The following is a 23,125-nucleotide window of genomic DNA, read 5'->3' on the forward strand; positions in this document are numbered from 1 at the left end:
TGCCTCACCCCTCCCTCTCTGTCAGCACGGCGAACACCGCCGTTTCCGGCGCGGTGCGCAGTACGGCCGGGACGGTGGCGATACCGGCCGCGCCGCACCGCAGTACCACCCACCGGTCCGGAGCCCCGGCGCCGTCGTCCACCGTCAGTTCGATGTGCGCACGGCCGCTCTTGCGCAGGCACTCGACCGCGCCCCACACCCGACCCGCGGCGAGCGAGAGCTCCTCGCGGTGCTCGGCCGCGATCAGCCGGGCCAGCGCGAGCCCGCCGGCGCCCAGCAGGCCCTCCCACTCGTCCGTGCTGCGCTCCTCGACGTGCTGTACGTCGCACGCGACCGGCCGCTCCCCCGCCACGGCGAGGGTCACCCCGGCGCCGTGCGAGGCGGAGACCTGCGGGCCGCCGTCCACCTCGGGGCGCCCGTCGGGGCGATGACGCAGCGTCACGGGATGTCCGAGGGCCTGGCCGAGGGCGTGGGCGGTGCGACCGCGACGGCCGTCCGGGGTGCCGTGGCTGCCGTCGCCGTCCGGGTGGACGGCGATCCGCACCGGCGCGGCCAGCACCGCTTCGGCGCGTCGCTCCAGGTAGGGGCCGAGCAGCGCAGGCTCCCAGGGGCCGGAGCCGTCCAACTTGCGGACGGCACGCAGGGTCAGGCCCGTCCAGCGCTCGACGAACGCGCCGTGCTCGTCACGGACGTCGAGGTCGTAGACGTAGGTGTCACCGTCCCGGGAGCGCTCGACGGCGTGCAGGACGACACCGCCGGCGCCGGCCGCCGCGGCCGGGTCGGCCAGGTGCAGCCGTTCGACGCCCACGGGCAGCAGCGTCGCGTCCGGCACACAGGCCTGAATGGAGTGCATCAGCGCGTCCCGGGTGCCCGGGTCGGCCAGCACCAGGTCGGGCGGCAGGAAGCCTGCGAACCAGGGCGCGGTGGCGGACGTGGAGATGTCCGCGACGCACTCCTTGGCGGCGAGGTGCCGATAGCCCGTCAGGCGCTGGAAGCGGGCGCCCTGGAACAGCACCGGCCCGTACATGTCCCGTGCCGGTTCCAGGGCCGGACGCACGCCCTCGGGCGGGGGCGGCCCGGCCGGGAGCTGCTGGTGCGGCCCGTAGCGCAGGACGGCGCGGAAGTGGTCGGCGCGGAAGTCCGTCTCGCTGCTGCGGATCACCGCGCGGACGGTGTCGGGACCGGTGGCCAGCACGGCCACCCGCACGGTGGTCGTGCCGTCCGGCGGCACCGCCACCGGACGCAGGAACTCGGCATCCTCCAGGATGGGCACCGCCTCGCTTCCCGTGCGGCCGGTGAGGGCCGCGGCGGCCTGGGCCATGGCCTCCATGCCGAGCACGGCCGGGAGCAGGAGGGTGTCGTCGAGGAGGTGGTCGGCGAGGTAGGGGTCGGTGGCGGCGGACAGTTCGGAGTCGACGACGAGTTCGACGCCGGGGTAATAAGTCTGTACGCGCTCCACGAACCGGAGCAGCGGCAGTTCCCGCTCCTCCAGGGCGATGGTCGGCAGGCCGCCGGCGCGGCCCATGACGACCAGGGTGTCGGGCACGTCCGGATGGGCCAGCACATGGCGGAGCATGGCGACGCCCTCGTCGGCAGGGATCGGCTCGATGCCCTCGCGGATGAGCGACTCGAGCACGCCGAGCCGTTCGCCCATCCCCGCACCGGACCACACCGACCACTCCAGCGCGATGCACCGGCAGCCCGGAAGGTCCTCGCGCAGCCGCGCGATCCGTTCGGTCAGCCAGTCGTTGGCGGTGGCGTAGTCGGCCTCGCCGCGCAGTCCGGCGCGGCCGATGATGCTGCCGAACGCGACGACCAGCCGCAGGTCGGCCGGGTCGACGGCGGCCAGGACCGCCTCCAGTCCGGCGATCTTGACGGCCAGGGTGCGGCGGAACGACGCCTCGTCGAGGTCGGCGAGTGCGCGCGGTTCGTTGCGTCCCGCGCCGTGCAGCACGGTGGTGACGGGGCCGAGACGTTCGCGTATCTCGTTGACGGCGGCCTTGGTGTCGCCCGGTGAGGTGACGTCGGCGCGGACGTAGTGGAAGCGAACGCCCGCGGCGGCCATCCGGCCCAGGTTGGCGGCGAGTTCACGGTCGGTCTCGGGGTCGGAACGGCCGAGCAGTCCGATGGCGCATCCGGACTCGCGGGCCAGGGACAGGGCGCACTCGGCGGTGATGCCCTTGCCTCCGCCGGTGACCAGGAGGACGTCGTCGCCGGTCAGCGGGAACTGGGCGGTGGTGCCGGGATCGTCCGCGACGGGCGGCAGGGCCCGCAGCACGGGGACCCGGCGGACGCCCGCGGCGTCGTAGTGCACTTCGCTGAAGCCGCTGGTCGCCGCGACGTCCGCGACGATGCGGTGCGTCAGCCGCCCGAGGTCGGGCAGGCTGTTGAGCGGGAGCGTGACGACGGTGGTGGCGGTGTCGGGCGCCTCCAGGTGGAGCGTCTTGGCCAGCCCGGCGGCCCCGCGCCGGTCGCCGACGGCGACAAAGCGGGCGGCTGGCTTGGTGGGGTGCAGGGCGGCGCGAGCGGCTGAGAGCATCAGCGCGGCATGCTCGTCGTCGCAGTCGGCGGGCAGGCACAGCAGCACGCCCCCGCCGAGCCCGGCCTCGCGCAGCGCCGCCGCGAGCGGCTCGGCCAGCGGATGCCGGTCGGGAGCGAACACGGTCCAGTGCGCGCCGTCGCCCTCGGCGGACGCCTTTGGCCCGGGCGCCTTCCCGGTTTCCGCCTCCACCAGGTCGACCGAGAACGCCCGGACCCACGGCGCCACGCCGGCCGCAGCGATTGGGCGGTCCGCGTCGGAGGGCAGGGCCGTGCCGGCCAGCTCGTCCAGCAGGACCGCCAGTTCGGCCAGCGTGGAGGTGGCGAACGCCGACGTCGTGGCCATGGGGTTGACCCCCAGCTCACGGGCCGCGTCGTTCATGATCTGGCCGACCGTGATCGAGCTGAGGTGCAGCTCGTCCAGCGGGTTGGTGTCCGGCGAGAGGGCCGAGGGCGGCAGCTCGGCGCGGGCCGCGGCAAGCCGCAGCAGGACGTCGAGGCTGCTCGGGCCGTCCCCGGCGGAGGCCGACGGTGCACCGGTGGACGCGCCCGCCGGTGCCATCTCGTCGCGGACGGCATCCGCGCCGGTGCCCGCGTCCAGCGCGAGCGGCAGGTCGCCGTCCGGTGCCGACTCGCACGGGTTGGCGAGGAAGCGGAACTCCTTGTCCAGCGGCAGGGGCCGGGTGAAGCGGTCCCGGAACAGCTCCCCGTGGCGCACCGGGGCGCCGAGCACCCACGCCGCCGCCACACCCAGGAAGAGCCCCGCGAGGGACGTGCTGTCCGTGTCGAGGGCGATCGCCGGAACGTCCACCGTCTGTCCGGCGAGCCCGCTCAGGACGCGTCCCGGGCCGACCTCCAGCAGCAGGTCGCTCTCGGCGGCGAGGCCCTCGACGGCCTGCGTGAACCGCACGGGGGCGAGGACCTGACGGGTCATCAGCTCCGCCACGTCCGTGTCCCGGTCGAGCGGCCCGCCGGTGACCGTCGAGACCACCCGCCGCGAGAGCGGCCGCAGCCGCTCCCCCGCCAGATGCTCGGCGAACGCGTGCGCCGCGGGGGCGACCGCGGGCGAGTGGAAGGCGTGGGAGACATTGATGCGCTGCGCGGCGAGGCCCTGCGCGACCGCCCGCGTGCTCACCCGGTCTACGGCGTCGGCAGGCCCGGAGACCACGGTCTGGCGGGAGCCGTTGTAACCGGCGATCACCACCGGCTCGCCGCTCAGCAGCGGCTCCACCGCCGCCGGCCCCGCTGCGATGCTCGCCATCGCCCCGCCGCCGTCGCTGGCCGCCGCCATCACCCGGCCTCGCGCGGCCGCCGTGCGCAGCAGCCCGGCCTCGTCCATGGCTCCGGCCCAGTGCAATGCCGTCAGCTCGCCGAGACTGTGGCCCGCGGCGCACGTGCCCTCGATGCCGAGCGCGTCCAGTACGCGCAGTCCGGCCGCCGAGGCGGTGACGATCCGGGGCTGGGCCACTTCGGTCGCCACCTGGTCGCCCCGGGCCGGGAGATCCTGCGCCCGGTAGAGCTCGTCCACGGCGGCGAAGCGGGCGCGCAGCGCGCCCCCGTCGCCGCGGCGGCCCGCGCCCTGCCCGGGGAAGAGGAAGCCGATCCGTGGCGGTGCGTCGGTACGCCGGCCGAGAAACAGGCCGGCGGCCGTATCGAGGAGGTTGCGGGCGCCGCCGTCGACACGCGCCAGCAGCTCGGTGAAACGCTCCTCGGCCTGCTCCGGAGAGGAGGCGACGACGGCGGCACGGACGGTACGGCCCGCGAGGTCGGCCTCCAACGTGGCCGCCAGGTCACCGAGTTCGGCATAGGACAGGTGCCCGGCGAGAGCGGCGAGCCGGGTCAGCCGGCCGCGCAGGTCTGCGGTGTCGTCCGCGTCGACCAGGAGCAGCTCGCAGTCCTGCCGGGACCGGACCAGGCGGACGGTGGACTGGGGCAGAGCGGTGGGGCTCCCCCCGTCGGCATGCTCGACGACGATGTGGGCGTTGATGCCGCCGAAGCCCATCGAGGAGACGCCGGCCCGCATCGGGGCGCCCTCGGGCCGCACCTCCGCATCCCGGGGCACCCGCAGCGCGGGCCGCTCGCCGAGAAGTTCCGGGTGGGGGTCGTGGTGGCCGGTGGCCGGCGGAATGACCTGGTGGCGCACCACCTGCACGGCCTTGAGGAGTCCGGCGATCCCGGCCGCGGCCTTGGTGTGTCCCATGTTGCCCTTGACGGTGCCGAGGGCGGCGGGCGGCGCGTCCGGGTCGGCGGCCCGGCGCGCCTCGGACAGGGCACGCAGTTCGGTGGCGTCGCCGACGGCGGTGCCGGTGCCGTGGCCTTCCAGGTAGGACACGGTTTCCAGGCCGAAACCGGCGGAGCGGTAGGCGCGGTCGAGGGCGAGGCGGTGACCGCTCGCCTCAGGGCGGGTGATGCCGCCGCGGCCATCCGAGGACCAGCCCCAGCCGGCGATGACCGCATGGCGCAGGCGTCCCTGGGCGACGGCGTCCTCGTCCCGCATCAGCACCACGGCGCCGCAGCCCTCGCCGGGCCAGAAGCCGTTGGAGTGGCGGTCGTAGACGCGCATCTCACCGGTGGCCAGGGCTCCGGTCTTGGCGAAGCCGATCACCTCGAACGGGTCGATGCTCAGGTCCACGCCGCCGGCGATGGCCACGTCCCACTGCCCGGAGGCCAGCGCGTTGCACGCCGTGGCGACGGACAGCAGCGACGAGGAGCAGGCACCGTCGACCGTGAACCCGCCGCCGCCGAGGTCGAAGTGGTTGCAGATCCGTCCGGCGATGGTGTTGGCCAGGCCGCCGGCCAGAGTGTCCTCGTCGATCGGCGGGAACGGCTGCTTGTACCGCTGTTCCAGAGTGCGCAGGAACTCCGCCAGCTCCGCATCCGGCCAGCCCTGCTCCCGCAGCGCGGCGGCGACGGTGCGGCGTACGTACGGCCAGCGCAGCCGCATCAGGTTGGCGCGGCTGAACTCGCCGGTGAGGCTGTTGCCGATGACGGCGCCGGTGGTGGACGCCGGCAAGCCCCCGCCGTCGGGGAACCCCGCGTCCTGAAGGGCCTGTGAGACGGTGTCGAGCGCCAGCCAGTGCGTCATGTCCGTGGCGCGGAAGGTGCTGCCGGCGATGCGGTGTTTGACGCGGTCGAACTCGAAGCCCTCCAGGACCGCCGCCTTGCGAGCGTAGTGGCGATCGGGGGCGGCGGGGTCGGGCGAGTAGTAGTCCTCGTGGCGCATCCGCTCGTCGGGGAGGCGGCGAAAGGCGCGCCGTCCGGCCAGGACGTTCTGCCACAGCTGCTCGGGCGTGTCTGCGTCGGGGTAGCGGCAGGCCATCCCGACGACCGCGATGCGCGGCCGCGGGCCGGTCATGCCGCCACCGCCTCTGCCTCGGATCCGGTGGCGGCGGTCGCGGACGGCACCGCGGCGGCGGCCCGCTCGCGCCGGCGCTGCAGCAGGTGGGCCGCCCACCAGCCGGCGCCGCGCAGCCCGCACACCAGCGTCACGGCGAAGAACAGCGTGTAGACGACGTTGAAGACCATGAGCACCCCATAGACCATCGCGACCGATGAGCCGAACATGAACTGGTTGCGAGCCTTGGCCGGCGTCGTCCCCGGATCGCTGATCATGTAGTTGGTGAAGAGCACGAAGGCCACGCCGCTCATCACACCGACGGCCGAGAACACCGCGACGTCCCAGACGAAATGGCGGATGACGCCCTGGATCGCGAAGCCGCCCAGCCAGCCGACGATCAGCGCCACGCGCTTGGTCAAGATGGCGTTGATGACGGTTCCCGCGGTGGCGATGATCAGCGGGATGGCGACCCGGAAGAAGTTGTTGGCGTTCTCCGTGAACTGGTACGGCGGCGCGATGCTGAACCAGGTGCCGAAGCAGAGCAGCGAGACGGTGATGCCGAAGTTCGACGGGTTCATGAAGTGCCGCATCCGGCCGCCGATCGGCGCCTGGAACACGTGCTTGCCGCCGACGCCGACGACCACGCCGAACAGGACCGGAAGGAAGAGGTCGTTGCCGTAGGTGAGCATCGACACGGCCAGCGAGGTGATGTGGGCGGGCAGCAGGAACTCGTACACCCCGCGGACGCCCCGGCCGCGGAAGCGCGGGGCCCGCCTGTACGCCCAGGCGCTGACCAGTTCGAGTCCGGTCTCGGTGGCGTATCCGCACAGGACCGCCAGGATCGGCCAGAGCCACGGCTGCTCGAAGCCGAGCAGGGTGTAGCCGAAGATGTTGAACACGCTGATGGAGATGGCGAAGTTGCGCAGTGCGAGGTAGCGCGGGTCCGGTTTGGCGGCGGGCGGCGCCGCTGTGGCGTGCGGGGCCTGTTCCGTGGAGGGTTGCGTGACCGTCGCGGTCATGAGCCCGACACCTCCTGGGCGTCGCTGGTGAGCATGAGAGTGTGGGTGCCGGGTGTGAGGCGGCGGACCTGCTGGTGGAGCTCGCCGTGGGCGTCGCGCCATCGCAGGTGCACGGTCACCGGACCGTCGTAGGAGCCGAGCCCGAAGCGGACGTCGAAGCTGCGGAAACCGCTGTGGCCGCCGCCGCCGTCGAGCTGTGCGATCTGCGTGCCGTGGGGCGTCGTGGCGCGCACGGTGGCGCCGTATGCGGGGCTGCCGGCGGCGGCCAGACCGCTGCGGGATCCTCCCGCGGCCGGCCCTGCCGAGGGACGCAGCAGGTTCAGGGTGAGGTGATTGCCGCGGTGCGCGGTGGTGTTGGCGTAGAAGGCGGGCGGCCCCCACTGCCGGGCGACGGCGAAGTCCAGCGCCCCGGTGCCGGTGGTGTCGCCGGTGGCCACGGCGCGGGTGGGATGGGGTACCGCGAGGCCGAGCTGCTTGCTGATGTTGGCGAAGGATCCGTCGGGGGTGCGGGCGTAGAACGCCAGCTCGTTGTGGCCGGCGATGTCGTCGCCCGGCCCCTCGTGGGGCCACATGGAGGGGTTGGACAGCAGAAGGTCGTTGGCCATGGCCATTTCCTGAAGCCACGGCCAGCGGTCGATCTTGCCCTTGACGAAGCCGTCGGTCTGGACCACGTCCTGGTGGCCGGAGTTGAGGAAGTCGCCCATCTTGACGTCCCAGTTCCAGCCTGTCCACGCCAAGCCCTTCGCACGGGCCTCCTGGCTGAACGGGGCAGTGCCGTCGGCGAGTTGCCGGTTCATCTCCGCCTCGCTGGCGGCCCGGTTCTTCCAAACGAAGTTGGACTCCTCCAGGCCCCATGCCACGGTGATGTTGCTGACCATCATGTCGAAACGGCCGGTGTTGTCGAGGTCGCCGAAGTCGACGCCCATGCCCTTGAAGGAGTCCTTGCCGAGCAGGAACGACTTGGGTGTGGTGCCGGTGCGTTCGCCGATGGCCTCGGTGAAGCGGATGTGGCCGGCCCTGGAGCGGTTGTACAACAGGTGGTCGTGGCCGAAGTCGTTGGCGATGTAGAGCTCCGGCAGGCCGTCACCGGTCAGGTCGGCGCCGGCGGCAGCAAGCGTCCAGCCCGTGGCCGCGTCGTACGGGATCGCCTTCGGCTCCTCTATATAGGCGGCGGTGGGCCGGGGGCCGGACGTGGCGGACGTCCAGCGCAGCACATGGTCGCCGCCGGCGTTCTGGGCACGGGACAACGAGTCGTTCATGACCACGTTGTTCAGGCCGTTCGGGTCGAGGACGTCGGAGTCCGGGAAGTAGTTGCCGACGACGATGTCCGGATGACCGTCGCCGTCCAGATCGCTCACGTGCACGGTGTCCGTGTTCCAGCGCGGGCCGTGGTACCGGCCGTCCTGCGACTGCGAGGGCACCAGCTCGCGTGGCACGTAGGCACGGGGTGAGGGCGTACGCGCATCGGAGCGGGCCAGGAAGAGCACCGGGGTGCGGCCCCAGTAACTGACCAGGATGTCCATGCGCCCGTCCCCGTTGAAGTCGCCGAAGGTGCACCCGGTGGGCGCCATGGTGCGGTCCACGGGGAGCGGCGCGGCGTCGAGGAGGAACGGCGTGAAGCGGTCGGCCTGACGGGCCGTGGGCGTGTACGTCACCGTCACCTGGTCGGTGCGGGTGTCCACGATGCACATGCCGGACGCCCGGCCGTGGCCGGTGACGTCGTTGATGGCGATGCTCGCGCCCACCGACGAGATCCAGGAGCGGATCTTCTCGTAGGCGGGGTTGACGGTACGCACGGTGCGCTTGGGCAGCCCGTCGTAGCCCGGCGGCATGGCGATGGGCATTTCCTTGAACCGGTAGGCGGCGGCCACCTTTGTACCGTCAGGAGCGGCGACTGCTGCCCGGGTTGCGAAGAACAGTGACGCCACGATGAGAACCGTCACCAGCCCCGGCACCAGTCTGCGAATCCGCTGGCTATATGCCACGGTGCTCCTCTCTCTCTTGTGGTGGTCAGGATCGGCGTGTGAATCATGGGATTGCATTCTTCAGATACGATCCGGGATCACCGCGCAACCGGCATCTCCCGACTTGCTAGCCGATGTATTCGCACTTCAGGGCAGTCGGCAAGCTCGAAGAAGCGTCACGGGACGCGTCATCGCGAGAATTCTCGACGGTGACTCGGCACGCGTCGTGAAATTTCTTGTTCACTTGCCGGCCACGTCCGATGAGATGCCCTGGAGGTGTCGGCGGGAGATGGATTTTCGAGATGCGCCGGAATGTGAGGGGAGCATGGAACTCGCTGCGGTCGACTGAGTTCGGCCGTTCCGGATCAGGGCTTTGGAACGGCGGTCATTCCAGGCTGGTGATGAATCGTCCGGCGACCGCAGGGCCGGTATCGGCGCCGCTCGGCGGGTTTGCCTGAGGTGCGCTGTGACCTGGAGGGCGGCCGTTCGTGGCATCCGGGCTCGGGTGCCACGAACCGGGCGGCACGCGGGCGCTGATCAGCGCCCGGCCCGCGCGAACTGGCCCGGCCTGCGCCCGGGTCCGGTAGGGCCGCGGTAGGCCTGGGCGATGTCGAGCCACTGGTCGGCGTCCGGACCGGAGGCGGTGAGCGCGAGGTCGTCGCGGTGCCGGCGCCGGGTGGCCAGCAGACAGAGATCGACGGCGGGGCCGGTGATCTGCTGCTCCGCGTCGAGAGCGCCGAGCGTCCACGTCTGGCCCGAGGGCGCCGTCAGTTCGAAGCGCAATCCGTTGCGGGGCCGCGGCAGACCATGTGACTCGTAGCCGAACTCCCAGGTGAGGCAGGTGTATTCGGCGACATGCCGAACTCGGTCGGTGTACTGGCGCTCGACTTCGAGCGCGTCGGCGATGTCCTGGCCGTGCGCGAACATCTCCATGATCCCGGCAGCCGCCAGCACCGCCGCCGGAATCGGCCGGACCAGCCACGGCACCAGCCGCTCCTGGGGCACACGATTCAGCGCCCGCTCGGTCGCCGCCCGCTGGGTCCGCCAGGTCTCGATCAACTGCGCGCCTTCGAGGGGCAGATACGGCTTCAGCCCGTTCTGGACGGCCTCGCCGAAGGTCGTGATTCCGGCGAGGAACGCCTTGAACCCGGCGGGATCCTCCGCCGCCTTCTCGGCCAGGCCGAACACCATGATCAGGTGGGCGACCTGGTGCCGGACCGACCATCCCTCGGCCGGAGTGGGCCGTGCCCACTCGGTCTCGCCGGCATCGGCGAGCAAGGCCTCGAGGGCGTCGCCCTCGGCCACCAGATCGCTGAGGACGTCGCTGTGCTGGGTCATGCCTCGTTCCTCTCTGCGGGCGGCTTTGTCGCGAGGCCCAGTCTGGGGGGAGGCAGGGGTCGGCCACTTCTCCGGCCGTGCTGTCGATGCACCACCCACCGGCAGGGGCAACCGCAGAGAAGCACCGACTGCCCCGCCGTGGCGATGATGGTCTGGCCGTCGAGTCATTCGTGGAGGGGAACGTGGCGAGGACGTTGAGAGCGCTGCGGCGCGTGCTGCTGGCCCCCGACCTGACCGAAGTGTCGTTCGCCCGGCGCGGCTTCGCACCGCTGCCCGCAAACGATCCCGCCACCCGGCTGGAGGACGTCCCGCGCGCCGTCGTGTGCGGCTTCGAGTGGGCCATGGAGGCACACGACACCCCCGGCATCGCGCATCGCCTGGATCTTCTGGATCCCGAACAACGCGGCTTCGGCTACGAGGGCGCCACCATGGCGTTCACCATCCTGGACGTGATGGGCCGCGGCCACCGGACCCGCGAGCTGCTCAACGGCCCGGGCCGCCCCCACGTCCTCCTCGCCTACATCGGCATCGGCTTCGCCATGGCACGGCTGCCGCGCGTCCTGTGGAGGAAGGTGCTGCCCGACCTCACCGGACAGCCCTTCCACCCGGTGATGAGCTGGCTCGCGGTGGACGGCTACGGCTTCGACCTTGCCTATTTCCATACCCGCCGCTGGGTGGACGAGCAGCGGGTTCCCGCGAGTTATCCGTGGCAGGGCGCGCCCGCCTACTTTCCTCGTGCCGTCGACCAGGGCATCGGCCGTGCCCTGTGGTTCATCCACGGCGCCCGGCCCGAGCGGGTCGACGCGGCCATTCGCGGCTTCGCCGAGCACCGGCGGCCGGACCTGTGGAGCGGTGCCGGGCTCGCCTCCGCCTTCGCCGGCGGCTGCGGGACGGACACGTTCGACACGCTGCGGCGTCTGGCCGATCAGCATCTGCCGGCGCTGGCCCAGGGGGCGGTATTCGCGATCCGCGCCCGCGACCTGGCGGGCTACGTGCCCGAGCACACGGCCGTCGCCGCACGGGTGCTGACAGGCCTTTCGGTCGAGGCCGCGGTCGCCCTCGCCGACGACAGCGCCGTCGCGGAGGGGCAGGCGGGCCCGGTCCCGGCCTACGAGCAATGGCGGCGTGCGATCCAAGCCCACTTCCTGCCCGAAGGGGCCGTCCCCCGATGACACTTCGGCCCCCACGCCAGGAAAACAGCCGATAGGAAAGGGAAATCCATGCCGAGCACCATGGGCAGGCTGCGTCGCCGGATCCTGACGCCCAGCGTGAGTGAGACCCTGCTGGAGACCCGCGGCTTCCACCGGAAGACGCCCGAAGCCGGACAACTGCTCGAGACGATAGGCAGCCGGTTCCTGGAGGGGTACGGCCACGCCATGGCCGCCCGCACCACGGACGAGGCCGAAGCGCACCTGGAGGCGATACCGGAGCGGTTCCGCGGCTTCGCCTACGAGGGCGCGGGCATGGCGTACGGCGTCCTCGACGGGATGCCCGGCTGGAAAAGGGACGGCGTCGACCGCCTGCTGGCCGGCCGCGGCGGCGCGCACATCTACATGGTGTACGTCGGCATCGGCTGGTCCATGGGCCGACTGCCGCGGTTCCGCTGGCCGAACGTCGACTCCCTCGACCCCCTGCTGCGCTGGCTGGTGCTCGACGGGTACGGCTTCCACCAGGCGTACTTCCACACCGACCGGTATGTGAACCAGCAGTACCGGGACGAGCGGTTTCCGTGGCCCGCCCACGACTTCCCCAACTACACCAGCCGCGCCATCGACCAGGGCATCGGTCGTGCCCTGTGGTTCGTGTGCGGCACCGACCCCGGCGTCGTCGCCACGACGATCGCGAAATTCCCCAAGACACGCCACGCAGACCTCTACAGCGGCGTGGGCCTCGCCGCGACGTACGCCGGCGGCTGCGACGAGGAGGAGCTGACGGCGCTGCGCGATCAGGCGGGACCCCATCGGGGCGCGCTGGCACAGGGCAGCGCCTTCGCCGCGGAGGCCCGGCTGCGCGCCGGGCTGATGGTGCCGCACACCGCGTCGGCCACCCGGGTACTGTGCGGCCTGGAGCCGGACGAGGCCGCCCGCATCACCCAGGAGGTCCGCCCGCGGGCGACAGGGACGGGATCCCTGCCGGCGTACGAAGTGTGGCGGCAGGCCATCGCCGAGCGGATCGCCGCCGTGACGGAGCGCCGGTGACCGGCGTGACCAGCGCGGCCCGGCGGGTTCCCCCGTCGCCGCCGCTGCGCGCAGTACCGTCCCTGATGCGGCAGCTGGCCAAGGACCGCCTGTCGATGATGACGGCCGCCGCCGGCTACGGCGACGCGGTGCGGCTCTCCCTCGGCCCGAAGACGCTGTACTTCTTCAACCATCCCGACCACGCCAAGCACGTGCTCGCGGACAACGCCGCCAACTACCACAAGGGCATCGGCCTGGCCCAGGCCCGGCGCGCTCTGGGGGACGGCCTGCTGACCAGCGAGGGCGAACTCTGGCACCGGCAGCGCAAGGTGATCCAGCCCGCCTTCCAGCACCGGCGGATCGCCCAGCAGGCGGGAGCCGTGGCCGAGGAGGCGGCGGCACTGGTCGAGCGGCTGCGCGGGTACGAGGGGCGCGGGCCGGTGAACCTGACGCGGGAACTGACGGGGCTGACGCTGGGCGTGCTGGGCCGCACGCTGCTCGACACCGGCCTGGAGGAGTTCGGCGACCTCGGCCATGCCTTCGAGGCGGTCCAGGAACAGGCCATGTTCGAGATGGTCACCATGGGCGCGGTGCCGATGTGGATCCCGTTGCCCCACCAGATGCGCTTCCGGCGGGCTCGTGTCCGTCTGCAGCAAGTGGTCGAGCGGTTGGCGGCGCAGCGTGTCGCGCGCGGCGGGATCGAAGAGGGGGACGACGCCCTCTCGCGGTTGATCGCCTCGGTGCGTTCGGAGGCCGACCCGCGAACCGGTGAGCGGCGACTGCGGGACGAGCTGATCACCTTGCTGCTGGCGGGCCACGAGACCACCGCTTCCACCCTCGGCTGGGCCTGCTACCTGATGGACCGTCACCCCGAGGTCCGGGAGCGGTTGCACCAGGAGGCGGTGGAGGTACTGGGCGACCGGCTCCCCCGCTACGAGGATCTGCGCCTGCTGACGTACACGACCATGGTGGTCGAGGAGACCATGCGACTGTATCCGCCGGTGTGGATTCTGCCCCGGCAGGCGCAGGCCGCCGACGAGATCGGCGGCTACGGTGTCCCGGCCGGCGCGGACGTCCTGATCTCTCCTTACACACTGCACCGGCACCCGGATTTCTGGGACGCGCCGGGGCAGTTCCGGCCCGAGCGGTTCGCGCCCGGGAAGCGGGGCGACCGCCCGCGGTACGCCCACATCCCGTTCGGCGCGGGCCCGCGGGTGTGCGTCGGCAGCAGTCTGGGGCTGATGGAGGCCGTGTTCACCGTGGCACTGCTGTGCCGGGAGCTGCGCCTGGAGAAGGTGCCCGGCCTTCGGGTGGTCCCGGAGCCGATGCTGTCGCTCGGGATGCGCGGCGGGCTGGAGGTGACGGTCCGGAAGGCGCGGTGAGGTGCCGGGGGGCGACGGGGTTCCTCCCACCGCCCCCGACCGGCCGCCGGCACGAGGTCCTCCTCGAGGTGCGGCCGACCGAATCCGCTGCAGTGCCATCGGCACGGGTGGGTCGAGAACGCCCCCCTCCATAAACGACGGCGGACTGCGGTCCCCGGCAGCGCAGGACGGTGTCGATCACCCGGCTGCCGCTCGCCGGGACCATCGGCACGGTGCTGGGATCGTGGCTGTGGGGCCGACTCGGCGGCCGCGCTGCCCGCCGGGCATCCATGCTCTTCGCCGGGACCAGGCAATCACAACCCGCTACGGAGCCGTCGTCGTACCCGGCGACGCGGACACGGTCGCAGCCCCCGTCCCGGGGCAACGCCGGGGCATCCGTGCACTGTTCGGCATAGGGCAACTGCTGCTCCGCCCCGGCCGTCACGGCCGTGGAGCATCGGCATCGGGCTGACCACATGCGGATTCCTGCGGTGGGTGCCCGCCGAGCCGGCCCGCCTGGGCTACTCCGAGTTCGACTCCGCGGACGTCGTACGCAACGCCGCCGTGCTCCGGCGATCTCTGCCGGCTCGGTCCGTACCGTCTCGCGGACAGGACATGCGTGGAATCGGTGCGCCGGGCGGTGCGTTCGCGCACGAGCCCGGCCTCCTCGTGCCGGGCCGGCGCGGGGGCGTATTCGACGTCTACACGGCAGCGCACCGCCTCGGCTGCCTGCCGGTCGCCGGAGGGGGCCAGGAACTGCAGCACGCTCGAGGTGGCAAGCTGGGCAGGCGAGAGGCCCACGCGCCCGTGGCGCGGTGCCGCCCGGCGAAGTCCTCGTCGTTCCACCGTCCGGCGAGACGGTCTCGTACCGTCTCGCCGTCGCGTCGTCCGGGTCCGCTCGCACGCGCGCCCCGCGCTGTCGGAGCTTGGACTGCTCACCGGGACGGGGACGGAGGGACGACGGGTACCTCGAGGGCCCTACAGGTCTTCGCAACAGCCCGCGGGCCTGCTGATCATGCTGCCGTACCGGAAAACTCCGAGGTCCCCGACAGAGCCAGGCTCAGACAGGGTCGTCGGCGGGCGAAGGGGTGGGGGTTGAGGTTTCGGCTGTCACGGGTTCGGTGGTCGTGGTGGCCGGTCGGGTGCGTACCCCCCAGCCGGCGATGGCGGGGCCGGTGAGGCCGAGCAGGAGCAGGAGTGCGCCGAGTGCGAGCCAGCCGATGCGGCCGTGGCTCAGTGCGAGGCCGAGCAGCAGGGCTGGGGCGACGGCTTTGGCTGCTGCTGAGGCGGAGGAGGAGAATCCTTGGTATTGGCCTTGAGCGTAGGCGGGGGGGAGTCCGTATTCGAAGGCGAAGGTGCCGGACACGTACCAGATTTCGCCCAGGGTGAGCAAGACCATGCCGACGATCAGCAGCAGGAGCGCGGCCCAGGCGGGCAGGTCGGCCATGAGGCTGAGGGCGGCGCACCCGAGGAGGAGGGCGATGCCGGCCCGGCGCAGTGCCGTTCCGCCGTCGGTGATCGTCTGAATCTTGTCGCCGAGTCTTACCTGGAGCAGTACGACGAGTGCCGTGTTGAGGACGAAGGCCACGGTGACGGACCAGGCCGGTGCGTGGGTGTGGCCCACGATCCATACCGGGACCATGATTTCCATGATCATGTTCTGTACGGCCATGGCGCCGCCGACGAGTGCGTAGGCGACGAAGGCCTTGTCCCGCAGCGCGATCCGTTTCGGTGCCGGTGTGGTGACGGTGCCGGTCTCGCCAGTGTGCGGTGCGTCCTGAGAGGGGCGGGGCAGGGGCTGGTAGTTCGGCAGTCGGAATAGCAGCAAGAGTGCCGTCACCTGGGCGGCGCTGAAGGTGACGGCCAGAATGCGGTAAGCGGTCGGGGTGCCGATCTCGATGCCGATACCGGCGATCAGGGAGCCGAGTGCCACTCCCAGGTTTGTCACAGCCCTGGTCTGGGATCGGATGGTGACGGTGCGCTCACCACCGACGCGGCGGAGGAGTGCGCCGGCGGACGGGAAATAGGCTGCGAGGCTGAAGCCCATGAGGGTCTGGACGGCGAGCAGGGTCCAGAAGTTCTGGACGAAGAGGTAGGCGACGCCGACAACGCCCAGTGCGGCAAGGGCTGCTGTCATCACGCGGCGTGGGCCGACTCGGTCGGCGAGTGCGCCGGCGGGGATCGAGGCCGGTATGGCCAGCAGGCCGGAGACGGTGAAGGCCAGCCCGACCTCGGCCGCCGGGAGGCCGACTATGCGGGTGAAGTACAGGATGCTGATCGGCAGGAGGATTCCGGCGCCGATTGTGCCGATGAATGTCGATGTTACGTATGTGCGCTCAATGCCCGATTCAGGGAAGAGGGACTTGACGAAGGCCATTGGGTTTAATGTGGACATGTCCGCCTTCTGTGATCAATGGCGCCGGTACCATCTGCGGGCAGCACGCCGCACCATGGCGCTGATCCGAACGTGACAACATCCTGCCGGCCGCCTGCCCGTTACTGCGGGCCATGGTGAATCGGGTTGATACAGGCAGACACCATAGTGCCCGTTGAGGAGGGGGTCTTCTTCCAACGTGCTCTGCTGCGCCGGGCCGGGCCGGGGCGGGAGGGGGCGTCGGGTGGCCGCTCCGGCGCTTGTTGTCCCTTGTCGGCAGGTGCCGGCCGTTCCTTCCCGCGGACCGATCACGCGGTCGTGGGGGCGCTTCGTCGCGGCGAGCGGATATCACAGGTCAGGACGGCACGCTGCGGGGTCCACCGGCGCGGGCCGTCAGCAATCTGAAAGTTGTCCGCTTCACCAGCCGGGACATAACTTCGGCATCGCATGCACCGTGCAGCTCAATGAGACGTATTCGCGTAAACGTTACTACTCAACGGCGTTGACACGCTCCGGTCGTGTTCGAACGCGGGCTGAAGAAGGTAGTTGGCCAGATGCGAGAAACTGAGGGATCCATCCGGTATCCGCTCTCCGCCCAGTTGACATCGTGCTGCATCAGCGAACCGGGCGGAAAGGACATGGCGAGGTTCGTCATGCCCATGGCCTTGCGGATCAGGGGCAGCGTGGACTCCGCAGCTCTGCAGGGCGCGCTGGATGACCTGGTGGCCCGGCACGAATCGCTGCGGACCGTGATGACGTGCGGCTGCGGGGACGGCGACGCCGGGTACCAGACGGTGCAGCAACCGGCCCCGGTGCCGTTCACCGAGCACCAACTGGGCGCGGGACCGGGCAAGTCGCGCGACGAGGTCGCCGAGGAACTGCTCACCACGCTCTACGCGGAGACCATGTCGAGGTTCGAGACGCCGCTGGTGCGGGCAGCGCTGTACCGGTTCGACGACCGCGACGCGGTGCTGACCATCCTGAACCACCACCTCGCCGGTGACGCGTGGTCCACGCATCTGCTCCGGCGCGACCTGGCCGCCTTCTACCGGGCCCGGACGGCCGGGACGGCGCCCGAGCTGCCGCCGGTGCGCCAGTACGGCGAGTACGCCCTGTGGCAGCAGGAGCGGCTGAGCGGTGCGAAGGCCGGGACGGACCGGGAGTACTGGGCCGGCCGGCTCGCCGGTTCCCAGGTCTTCGCGCCGCCGGCCGACCACCCCGACGGCGTCGCCGGCGCCAGCGGCGCCCCGTACGGCAGCGCCACCTTCGACTTCGGTCCGCAGGAGATGAGCGAGGTCCGCGCACGCGCACGCGGGGAGCGCTGCTCCACCTGGCACGTTCTGGCCGCGGCCGGCGCGATGCTGGCCGCCCGGATCTCCGGCGAGACCGACGTGACGCTGATGACCCTCAGGGCCCCCCGCGACAATCCGGCGTTCCAGGACACGGTCGGCATCTTCGTCGACACGCTGCCGCTGCGGATCGACCTCGGCGGTTGCAGGACCTTCCGGGACGTCCTGCTCCGCGCGCGGAGCACGTGCCTGGAGGCATACCGTCACGCGCTGCCGAGTTGCATCCTGGGACAAGAAGTGCCCGATTTCATGGAGCCGTTCGGGAAGGCGAAGAACATCCCGACCTTCTTCAATTACTCCGCTCACAAGCCGGCGAATGAGGAAATCCAGTTCGCCGACGGAGTCGATCGGGTCGCCTTCCGGCAGGAAATGCCACTCGAACGGGGCGGCTGGTGCGTCTGGGGTATGTGGGAGCTTCCGTCCGGCGGGCTGCGCAGTCAACTCGAGTACTCCCCCGATCGACTCGAGGCCGGAACCGCCGATCGCTGGATCACCGACTTCCGCGACCTGGTCCTGCGCATCACCCACACCCCTGATCAGACCTGGAAGGACAACTAGTGGAAACCGCCACGGGCAACGACCTCAGCCAGCAGGTACTCACCGCGGTACTCGCCGCCGCCCGGCGCGTCCACCACGAGGACGTCGACGAGACCCTCGACCCGGTCTCCGCCGGTTTCGACTCGATCGCCGCAGTGGAGATGGCCAGCCTCCTCGAGGAGGAACTCGGCGTCGACTGCACGATCGTGGACATCTTCGACACCACCTCACTCGCCGAACTGGCCGCCCTCCTGGTCCAGCGCATCAACGACGCCGGCGGCCGGTAACGCCGTGGACAGGACCGCAGAGTGCCCGGTCGTGGACCGGGTCGAGCGCACCGCCGCGCAGTACCCCGAACACACCGCGGTGGTCACCGCGACCGAGCGGTTCACCTATCAGGAGCTGTGGTGTCAGGTGCGTCGGTGGCAGGAGCGGTGCGCAGCGCTCATGCTGCCGCCCGGGGCGCTGATCGCGGTCCTCGCCGGCAGCGGGGCGAGCTGGCCTGCGGCCTTCCTCGGCGCCCGGGCCGCCGGGCTGGTGCCCCTGCTCGTCGACGTACAGCAGCCGGCGGCTCGGGTCGACGCGGTCCTGGCGGCGGCCCGGCCGTCGGCCGTGCTGCGGCCGGAGAGCGACGAGGCCGAGCCGATCGCAGGGCCCGACCGGCGCATCCTGCCGGCCGGCGCCGGCTACGTGGTGTTCTCCTCCGGCAGCCAGGGAACCCCGAAGGGCATCATCGGCCGGGCCGCCGGGCTGCTGGCCTTCATCGACTGGGAGATCAACACGCTGGGGCTGGGGCCCGGCAGCCGGGTGGCGATGCTGACCTCCCCGTCGTTCGACGTGGTCTACCGCGACCTGCTGCTTCCGCTGTGCTGCGGCGGCGAACTGCACATCGCCGCACCGACCGTCCGCGCCACCCCGGCCGCGGTGCTTCCCTGGCTCGCCGGCAGCGCCGTCGAGGTACTGCACGCGGTGCCGAGCCTGAGCGCGCGTTGGCTCGCCGCCGGCCCGTCGACCACCGTCGATTCGCTGCGCTGCACACTGTTCGCCGGTGAACCGCTGTACGGGCGGCATGTGCAGCGGTGGCGGTCTGCCGCACCGTCCACGACGGTCGTCAACCTCTACGGACCGTCGGAGACCACGCTCGCCAAGTTCCACTACAACGTCCCCGCCGACTGCGATCCCGGCCTGCAGCCGGTCGGCCGCCCGCTGCCCGGCGCCGTGCTCGGCCTCGAACCCGTCGGGGCGGCGGGAACACCGACGGACGCTCAGCAGGTTGTCATCACCACACCGGACGGCTCGCTGGGGTATCTGCCGGACACCTGCTCCGCCGACGACCGGAACCGGCTGCGTTGCACCGGCGGCGTGACTCGTTTCCGCACCCAGGACCGCGGCCTGCTGGACGGCACGGCAAACCTGGTGATCGTCGGTCGGTTGGACTCGCTCGTCAAACGCAGGGGCGTGTTCGTGGACATCGCCTCCATCGAGGCGGCCGCGGCCGGCCTGCCCGGGGTCCGGTCGGCGTGCTGCGTCCAGCTGACGACGAGCGGCGACGTCGTCCTGGTCGTCGAGGGACCGGATCCGGCCGCCGCCGCCGCACTGCGCCGGCCGCTGCGCAACGCCCTCGGCCCGGACATGCCGGACCGCGTGCTGGCGCTGCCGGCCCTGCCGCTGCTCCCCGGGGGCAAAGCCGACCGTCGAGGGATCAAGGAACTGCTGCACCTGGAGGAGACGGCCGATGACCGTCAGGCGTCCTGACCACACCGGCCCCTGCACCGTCGTCGTGTGCAGGTACCAGCCGGAGCTGCTTGCCGCATTGCTGGACCACCCCGCACGCACCACCCGGCATGTCGATGTCTGCGTGGTCCTGGAACGTGCCGACATCGTGTACGAGTCGCCGGACCAGCAGCTGCTCGCGCGGTGTCGGAAGGTCTACACCGTCGGCAGCTTCGACTCGCTGGCCGAACTGTCCGCCGTCGCCGTCGACCTGCGGCTGACCTGTCCGCCGGTCGTCCGGGTATGCAACCAGAACGAGCTGAGCCAGTTCGGCGCCGGCTACCTGCGCCTGCTGCTCCACGACGCTCCGGCCGACCCGAGGCATCATGTCGCGCACCGGGACAAGCGGCTGATGAAGCAGCTGGTCCGGGAGGCCGGCGTGCCCGTAACGCAGTTCCGGTCGCTGGCGGACGCCGGGGACGAGGCCGCCGTGGCCTCGGTCGCGGGCGAACTGACCTCGCCGCTGATCGTCAAACCGGCGGCGGGTTTCGGCGCCAGCTCCACCGTGAAGGTGGACGCCGCAGAGCTGGGTGCGGCGGCGAGCGGGCTGACGTTCGACCCGGCGCAGCGGTCCCGCCAGCTGATCGTCGAGGAGTTCGTGCCGGGCGAGGATCTGTGCGTCGACGCCGTCTGGTCCGGTGGGAAGGCGCTGACCTTCGTGGTGCAGCGCTATCTGCGACGGCGGATGACGGTCCTGGAGGGCGCGCTCGACGGATCGGTGATCGTGGCGCCTGAGGAGCATCCGGACCTGTACGCGCGGCTGCGGGAGATGCACGCGCGGGTCAATGCGGCGCTCGGTATCCACGACGGGCCGACGCATCTTGAGGTGTTCGAGCGGCCGGACCGGGACCTGGTCTTCTCCGAGATCGCCTCGCGTGCCGGCGGCGGCTGGATGCAGCACATGATCGGCGCCTATCACGGTCGTTCCACCTGGTCCCTGCTCGCCGACACCGTGCTGGGCGAGGACGCTGCGCCGCTGCACCGGGCGTGGCCGCACGTCGGGGCGATCCACATTCGGCCGACCGCGCCCGGGATCATCACCGGCGCGCCGTCCGACGCCGAGCTCCGGGCCTTCCCCGGGACAATCACGTGGCACCGGCACCGGCAGATCGGTGACCGGGCCCGGCTGTCGAGCCCGTCCGAGTGGTATTTCGACCTGGTGCTCGGTGCGGACACCGCCGCAGAGCTCGTCCAGACCTGTCTGCGGGCAGCCCGCACGTTCGCCATTGAGACCGACGCGGAGGCCGTGGTGGCCTGACGTCCGCAGCCCGGGATCGATCACCGGTGGGGTGCCGGGGTCGGTGATGTCCCGATCTGGGGCGGCGGGGGCTCGCGCGCCTTGGGGGCCGGTGTGCCGTGGTCGTGGCGGCCCTGCTGGGGAGGGCGTGCCGGAGGAGTCCGCGGTGTTGGGAGGTGGGCGGTGGCCTCGGATGTCCCGGTCACCGCGGTGTGTGGCCGCTGCGGTTGTGGTGCCGCCTTCAGGGAGAGCTGGTGAGGTGCCGCCTGGCGTGTGGTGTCACGGGTGGAACCGCCACCGGCCTTCGGAGACGACGTCCACCTTGTCGTCGCTGACGCGGACAGCCGTCTCGTCGTCGATGAAGTAGACCGGGAAGTCCGCCCGGGAGACGATGCGATCGGCCCAGGCGTCGTCCCGCTCCGGGAAACCTGGCGAATATAGGTGCGGCTTCAGATACCAGTCGAAAAGACCGAAGGGCGGCCGAACGGTCACCGCGCCGAGCCGATGCAGGTCTGCGGTATCCCCGATGACGTCGGCTGAGTGCTCGGTGAGATTCCGGCTGAAGATCATGGACCCGGCGCTGACTCCCACGTAGACACGGCTCTGAAGCGCTTCCAGGATGCCGGCGGCCAGGCCTTTGCCGGTGATGCTGCGCGCGAGGTGGTAGTGGTTGCCCCCCTCGGCGTAGACGACGTCGGCGTGGAGCAGCCGGTCGAGCACCGTCTGCCGCGGCAGGCCGTTCAGCTCCAGGATGTCGAACTCCCGCCAGCCCAGGGCGTGCAGCTGGTTCATGTTGGCGACGAACCACCCGTGGTCTCCGGGCTCGGCGACGGCCGCGGTGGGCAGGTACACGATGTTCGCCGCTCCGAACGGCTTTCCCAGCATGTCCCGCAGCGCGTCCCGCAAGGTCTCGTTGCGCAGGCCGCCCGACGTCAGCAGAAGCTTCATCAGCAGATCCAACCATGCCCGGCAGGCAGGCACAACGGCTCCTGGCGGCCGGTGTCCTGACGGCTTGGTCGCATCAGGAGCAGGCGGTCGGCTCGGGTGGGGGCGGTGCGTGGCCGCTGGTCGGCCTCAGGCCCAGGGCGCCATCGGGTACCAGGTGAGATCGAAGCGGGCAAGGGTGCGTACGTCCCAGTACAGAAGCAGGAGCACGCCGGCCCCGAGGAACGCCGCCGCCGCGACGGCGGACCACCGGCTTGGCCTGGATGCGATCCACCGGTGCAGCCGGTTGCCTGTCACCGCGAAGACCAGCTGCAGGCGGTGAGGCTGCCGGCGACACCAGTGGCCGGCGCATAGCCGATGCCCGCGGAGCACCCCGAAGATGGGGGCACCCTGCGGGTCGTACCCCATCAGGCCGGATGCGATGGTGCGGCCGATGATCTGGTCGACGGACTTCGGCCGACCACACCACCGTCAGCAGGAAGCCTGCAAGGGCACTGGTGATCGCGATCAGAGGAGGGGGGCCTGTTGCGGCGTGCGGCTCTCCGCATCGCCTGTGCCCTGATCGGCGCGCACCGTTCGGTCTGTGGATCTGCCGTGCGTGTCGGCGATACGAAGCGTGTGCCGGCGCAGAATGTGGCTGGCGGCCCCTCAGGCGGTCGCGTGACGCGGGCTATTCTGGTAGGCGGCCAGCCGCCATTCGCCGTCCAGTTTCACGGCGGTCCAAGAGGCGTGCACCGCCCGCTCGGCCGCGGGCTCTGTCTCCCCGGGGGCCAGGATGCCTCCGCGGGTGAGGAGGATGGCCGCCTCGGAGTTCAGGAAGCGGAGGTCGATCGGGGTTCCTGTGACACGGGTGCCCTGATAGGGGCCGCTGAACGCGGTCTTGGCGAAGGCGCGGATGGCGGCGCGGCCTTTCTCGAACACGCCCGGCAGGACAAGTGTGCCGTCGGCGGTGAACACCTCGGCGAAGGCGTCGGAGTCGTAGGCCGCCCAGGCGTCGACGATGCGCTGGGGCAGGGCCGCAACGGCGGCCTTGTCCGCGTCGGGGATCTGGTCGCTGCGACTGGCGGTGTGCGGGTTCATGTCTGCTCCCTCGGGGGCGGGCTGATGTGGCCGGGGCGCGGTGCCTGCGGGCGGCGCTCCCCGGCCGGAGCCGCTCATACGGTGCCCCACCGTCGC

Annotated in this window: 14 protein-coding genes; 7 read left to right on the plus strand and 7 right to left on the minus strand. The window is 71.3% G+C overall.

Annotated features, from left to right (window positions below; all coding sequences use genetic code 11):
- Window positions 1–4: 4 nt before the first annotated feature.
- The 4 genes from ACIPM1_RS28910 to ACIPM1_RS28925 all read right to left on the minus strand — a co-directional run bounded on the left by ACIPM1_RS28910 (window position 5) and on the right by ACIPM1_RS28925 (window position 10,196).
- Window positions 5–5,893, minus strand: a complete 5,889-nt coding sequence (locus ACIPM1_RS28910; RefSeq protein WP_402439524.1) for a type I polyketide synthase — start codon at window positions 5,891–5,893, stop codon at window positions 5–7.
- Window positions 5,890–6,894, minus strand: a complete 1,005-nt coding sequence (locus ACIPM1_RS28915) for a hypothetical protein (protein ID WP_402439526.1) — start codon at window positions 6,892–6,894, stop codon at window positions 5,890–5,892. The genes ACIPM1_RS28910 and ACIPM1_RS28915 overlap by 4 nt, the downstream gene beginning before the upstream one ends.
- Window positions 6,891–8,837 carry a CRTAC1 family protein gene (locus ACIPM1_RS28920; protein WP_402439607.1) on the minus strand — a complete coding sequence of 649 codons (1,947 nt, stop codon included), beginning with the start codon at window positions 8,835–8,837 and terminating at the stop codon, window positions 6,891–6,893. Before ACIPM1_RS28920 ends, ACIPM1_RS28915 begins: the two co-directional genes overlap by 4 nt.
- Window positions 8,838–9,395: 558 nt before the next feature.
- A complete protein-coding gene (locus ACIPM1_RS28925) occupies window positions 9,396–10,196 on the minus strand; it encodes a TIGR03084 family metal-binding protein (RefSeq protein WP_402439528.1) in 801 nt (266 codons plus the stop codon).
- Window positions 10,197–10,378: 182 nt separating this feature from the next.
- Here ACIPM1_RS28925 and ACIPM1_RS28930 point away from each other — a divergent pair, with 182 nt between their 5' ends.
- From ACIPM1_RS28930 to ACIPM1_RS28940, 3 genes are all read left to right on the plus strand, one after another.
- Window positions 10,379–11,368: a DUF1702 family protein gene (locus ACIPM1_RS28930; RefSeq protein WP_402439530.1), complete on the plus strand. Its 990-nt coding sequence runs from the start codon at window positions 10,379–10,381 to the stop codon at window positions 11,366–11,368.
- Window positions 11,369–11,416: 48 nt separating this feature from the next.
- Window positions 11,417–12,394, plus strand: a complete 978-nt coding sequence (locus ACIPM1_RS28935; protein WP_402439531.1) for a DUF1702 family protein — start codon at window positions 11,417–11,419, stop codon at window positions 12,392–12,394.
- A 65-nt stretch (window positions 12,395–12,459) separates the two neighbouring features.
- Window positions 12,460–13,755: a cytochrome P450 gene (locus ACIPM1_RS28940; RefSeq protein ID WP_402439609.1), complete on the plus strand. Its 1,296-nt coding sequence runs from the start codon at window positions 12,460–12,462 to the stop codon at window positions 13,753–13,755.
- Window positions 13,756–14,794: 1,039 nt separating this feature from the next.
- Here ACIPM1_RS28940 and ACIPM1_RS28945 read toward each other — a convergent pair.
- Window positions 14,795–16,111: an MFS transporter gene (locus ACIPM1_RS28945; RefSeq protein WP_402439533.1), complete on the minus strand. Its 1,317-nt coding sequence runs from the start codon at window positions 16,109–16,111 to the stop codon at window positions 14,795–14,797.
- 635 nt (window positions 16,112–16,746) lie between these two features.
- Here ACIPM1_RS28945 and ACIPM1_RS28950 point away from each other — a divergent pair.
- From ACIPM1_RS28950 to ACIPM1_RS28965, 4 genes are read left to right on the plus strand one after another with little or no spacing between them, the layout of a single operon-like run.
- Entirely contained in the window at window positions 16,747–18,015 is a 1,269-nt protein-coding gene (locus tag ACIPM1_RS28950; RefSeq protein ID WP_402439535.1) for a condensation domain-containing protein, read from the plus strand.
- On the plus strand, window positions 18,015–18,281 hold the full coding sequence (locus ACIPM1_RS28955) for an acyl carrier protein (RefSeq protein WP_402439537.1): 267 nt from the start codon (window positions 18,015–18,017) through the stop codon (window positions 18,279–18,281). The genes ACIPM1_RS28950 and ACIPM1_RS28955 overlap by 1 nt, the downstream gene beginning before the upstream one ends.
- A 4-nt stretch (window positions 18,282–18,285) precedes the next feature.
- Window positions 18,286–19,749, plus strand: a complete 1,464-nt coding sequence (locus ACIPM1_RS28960; protein WP_402439539.1) for an AMP-binding protein — start codon at window positions 18,286–18,288, stop codon at window positions 19,747–19,749.
- On the plus strand, window positions 19,730–21,025 hold the full coding sequence (locus ACIPM1_RS28965) for an acetyl-CoA carboxylase biotin carboxylase subunit family protein (protein ID WP_402439541.1): 1,296 nt from the start codon (window positions 19,730–19,732) through the stop codon (window positions 21,023–21,025). The genes ACIPM1_RS28960 and ACIPM1_RS28965 overlap by 20 nt, the downstream gene beginning before the upstream one ends.
- Before the next feature lie 258 nt (window positions 21,026–21,283).
- Here the strand turns inward: ACIPM1_RS28965 and ACIPM1_RS28970 are convergent, their stop codons facing one another.
- Entirely contained in the window at window positions 21,284–21,952 is a 669-nt protein-coding gene (locus ACIPM1_RS28970; protein ID WP_402439543.1) for a Type 1 glutamine amidotransferase-like domain-containing protein, read from the minus strand.
- A gap of 645 nt (window positions 21,953–22,597) precedes the next feature.
- A complete protein-coding gene (locus ACIPM1_RS28975; RefSeq protein WP_402439545.1) occupies window positions 22,598–23,029 on the minus strand; it encodes an SgcJ/EcaC family oxidoreductase in 432 nt (143 codons plus the stop codon).
- Between the last annotated feature and the right edge of the window lie 96 nt (window positions 23,030–23,125).

Origin of the sequence: Streptomyces sp. NPDC086766 (assembly GCF_044746005.1) — a bacterium.
GTDB lineage: Bacteria > Actinomycetota > Actinomycetes > Streptomycetales > Streptomycetaceae > Streptomyces.

What these genes read in the sequence shown, in the direction of transcription:
- ACIPM1_RS28940 (WP_402439609.1), top strand. Translation starts at nt 12,460, where the DNA reads ATGCGGCAGCTGGCCAAGGACCGCCTGTCGATGATGACGGCCGCCGCC.
- ACIPM1_RS28945 (WP_402439533.1), bottom strand. Translation starts at nt 16,111, where the DNA reads ATGGCCTTCGTCAAGTCCCTCTTCCCTGAATCGGGCATTGAGCGCACA.
- ACIPM1_RS28910 (WP_402439524.1), bottom strand. Translation starts at nt 5,893, where the DNA reads ATGACCGGCCCGCGGCCGCGCATCGCGGTCGTCGGGATGGCCTGCCGC.
- ACIPM1_RS28925 (WP_402439528.1), bottom strand. Translation starts at nt 10,196, where the DNA reads ATGACCCAGCACAGCGACGTCCTCAGCGATCTGGTGGCCGAGGGCGAC.
- ACIPM1_RS28970 (WP_402439543.1), bottom strand. Translation starts at nt 21,952, where the DNA reads ATGAAGCTTCTGCTGACGTCGGGCGGCCTGCGCAACGAGACCTTGCGG.
- ACIPM1_RS28935 (WP_402439531.1), top strand. Translation starts at nt 11,417, where the DNA reads ATGCCGAGCACCATGGGCAGGCTGCGTCGCCGGATCCTGACGCCCAGC.
- ACIPM1_RS28915 (WP_402439526.1), bottom strand. Translation starts at nt 6,894, where the DNA reads ATGACCGCGACGGTCACGCAACCCTCCACGGAACAGGCCCCGCACGCC.
- ACIPM1_RS28965 (WP_402439541.1), top strand. Translation starts at nt 19,730, where the DNA reads ATGACCGTCAGGCGTCCTGACCACACCGGCCCCTGCACCGTCGTCGTG.
- ACIPM1_RS28950 (WP_402439535.1), top strand. Translation starts at nt 16,747, where the DNA reads ATGGCGAGGTTCGTCATGCCCATGGCCTTGCGGATCAGGGGCAGCGTG.
- ACIPM1_RS28975 (WP_402439545.1), bottom strand. Translation starts at nt 23,029, where the DNA reads ATGAACCCGCACACCGCCAGTCGCAGCGACCAGATCCCCGACGCGGAC.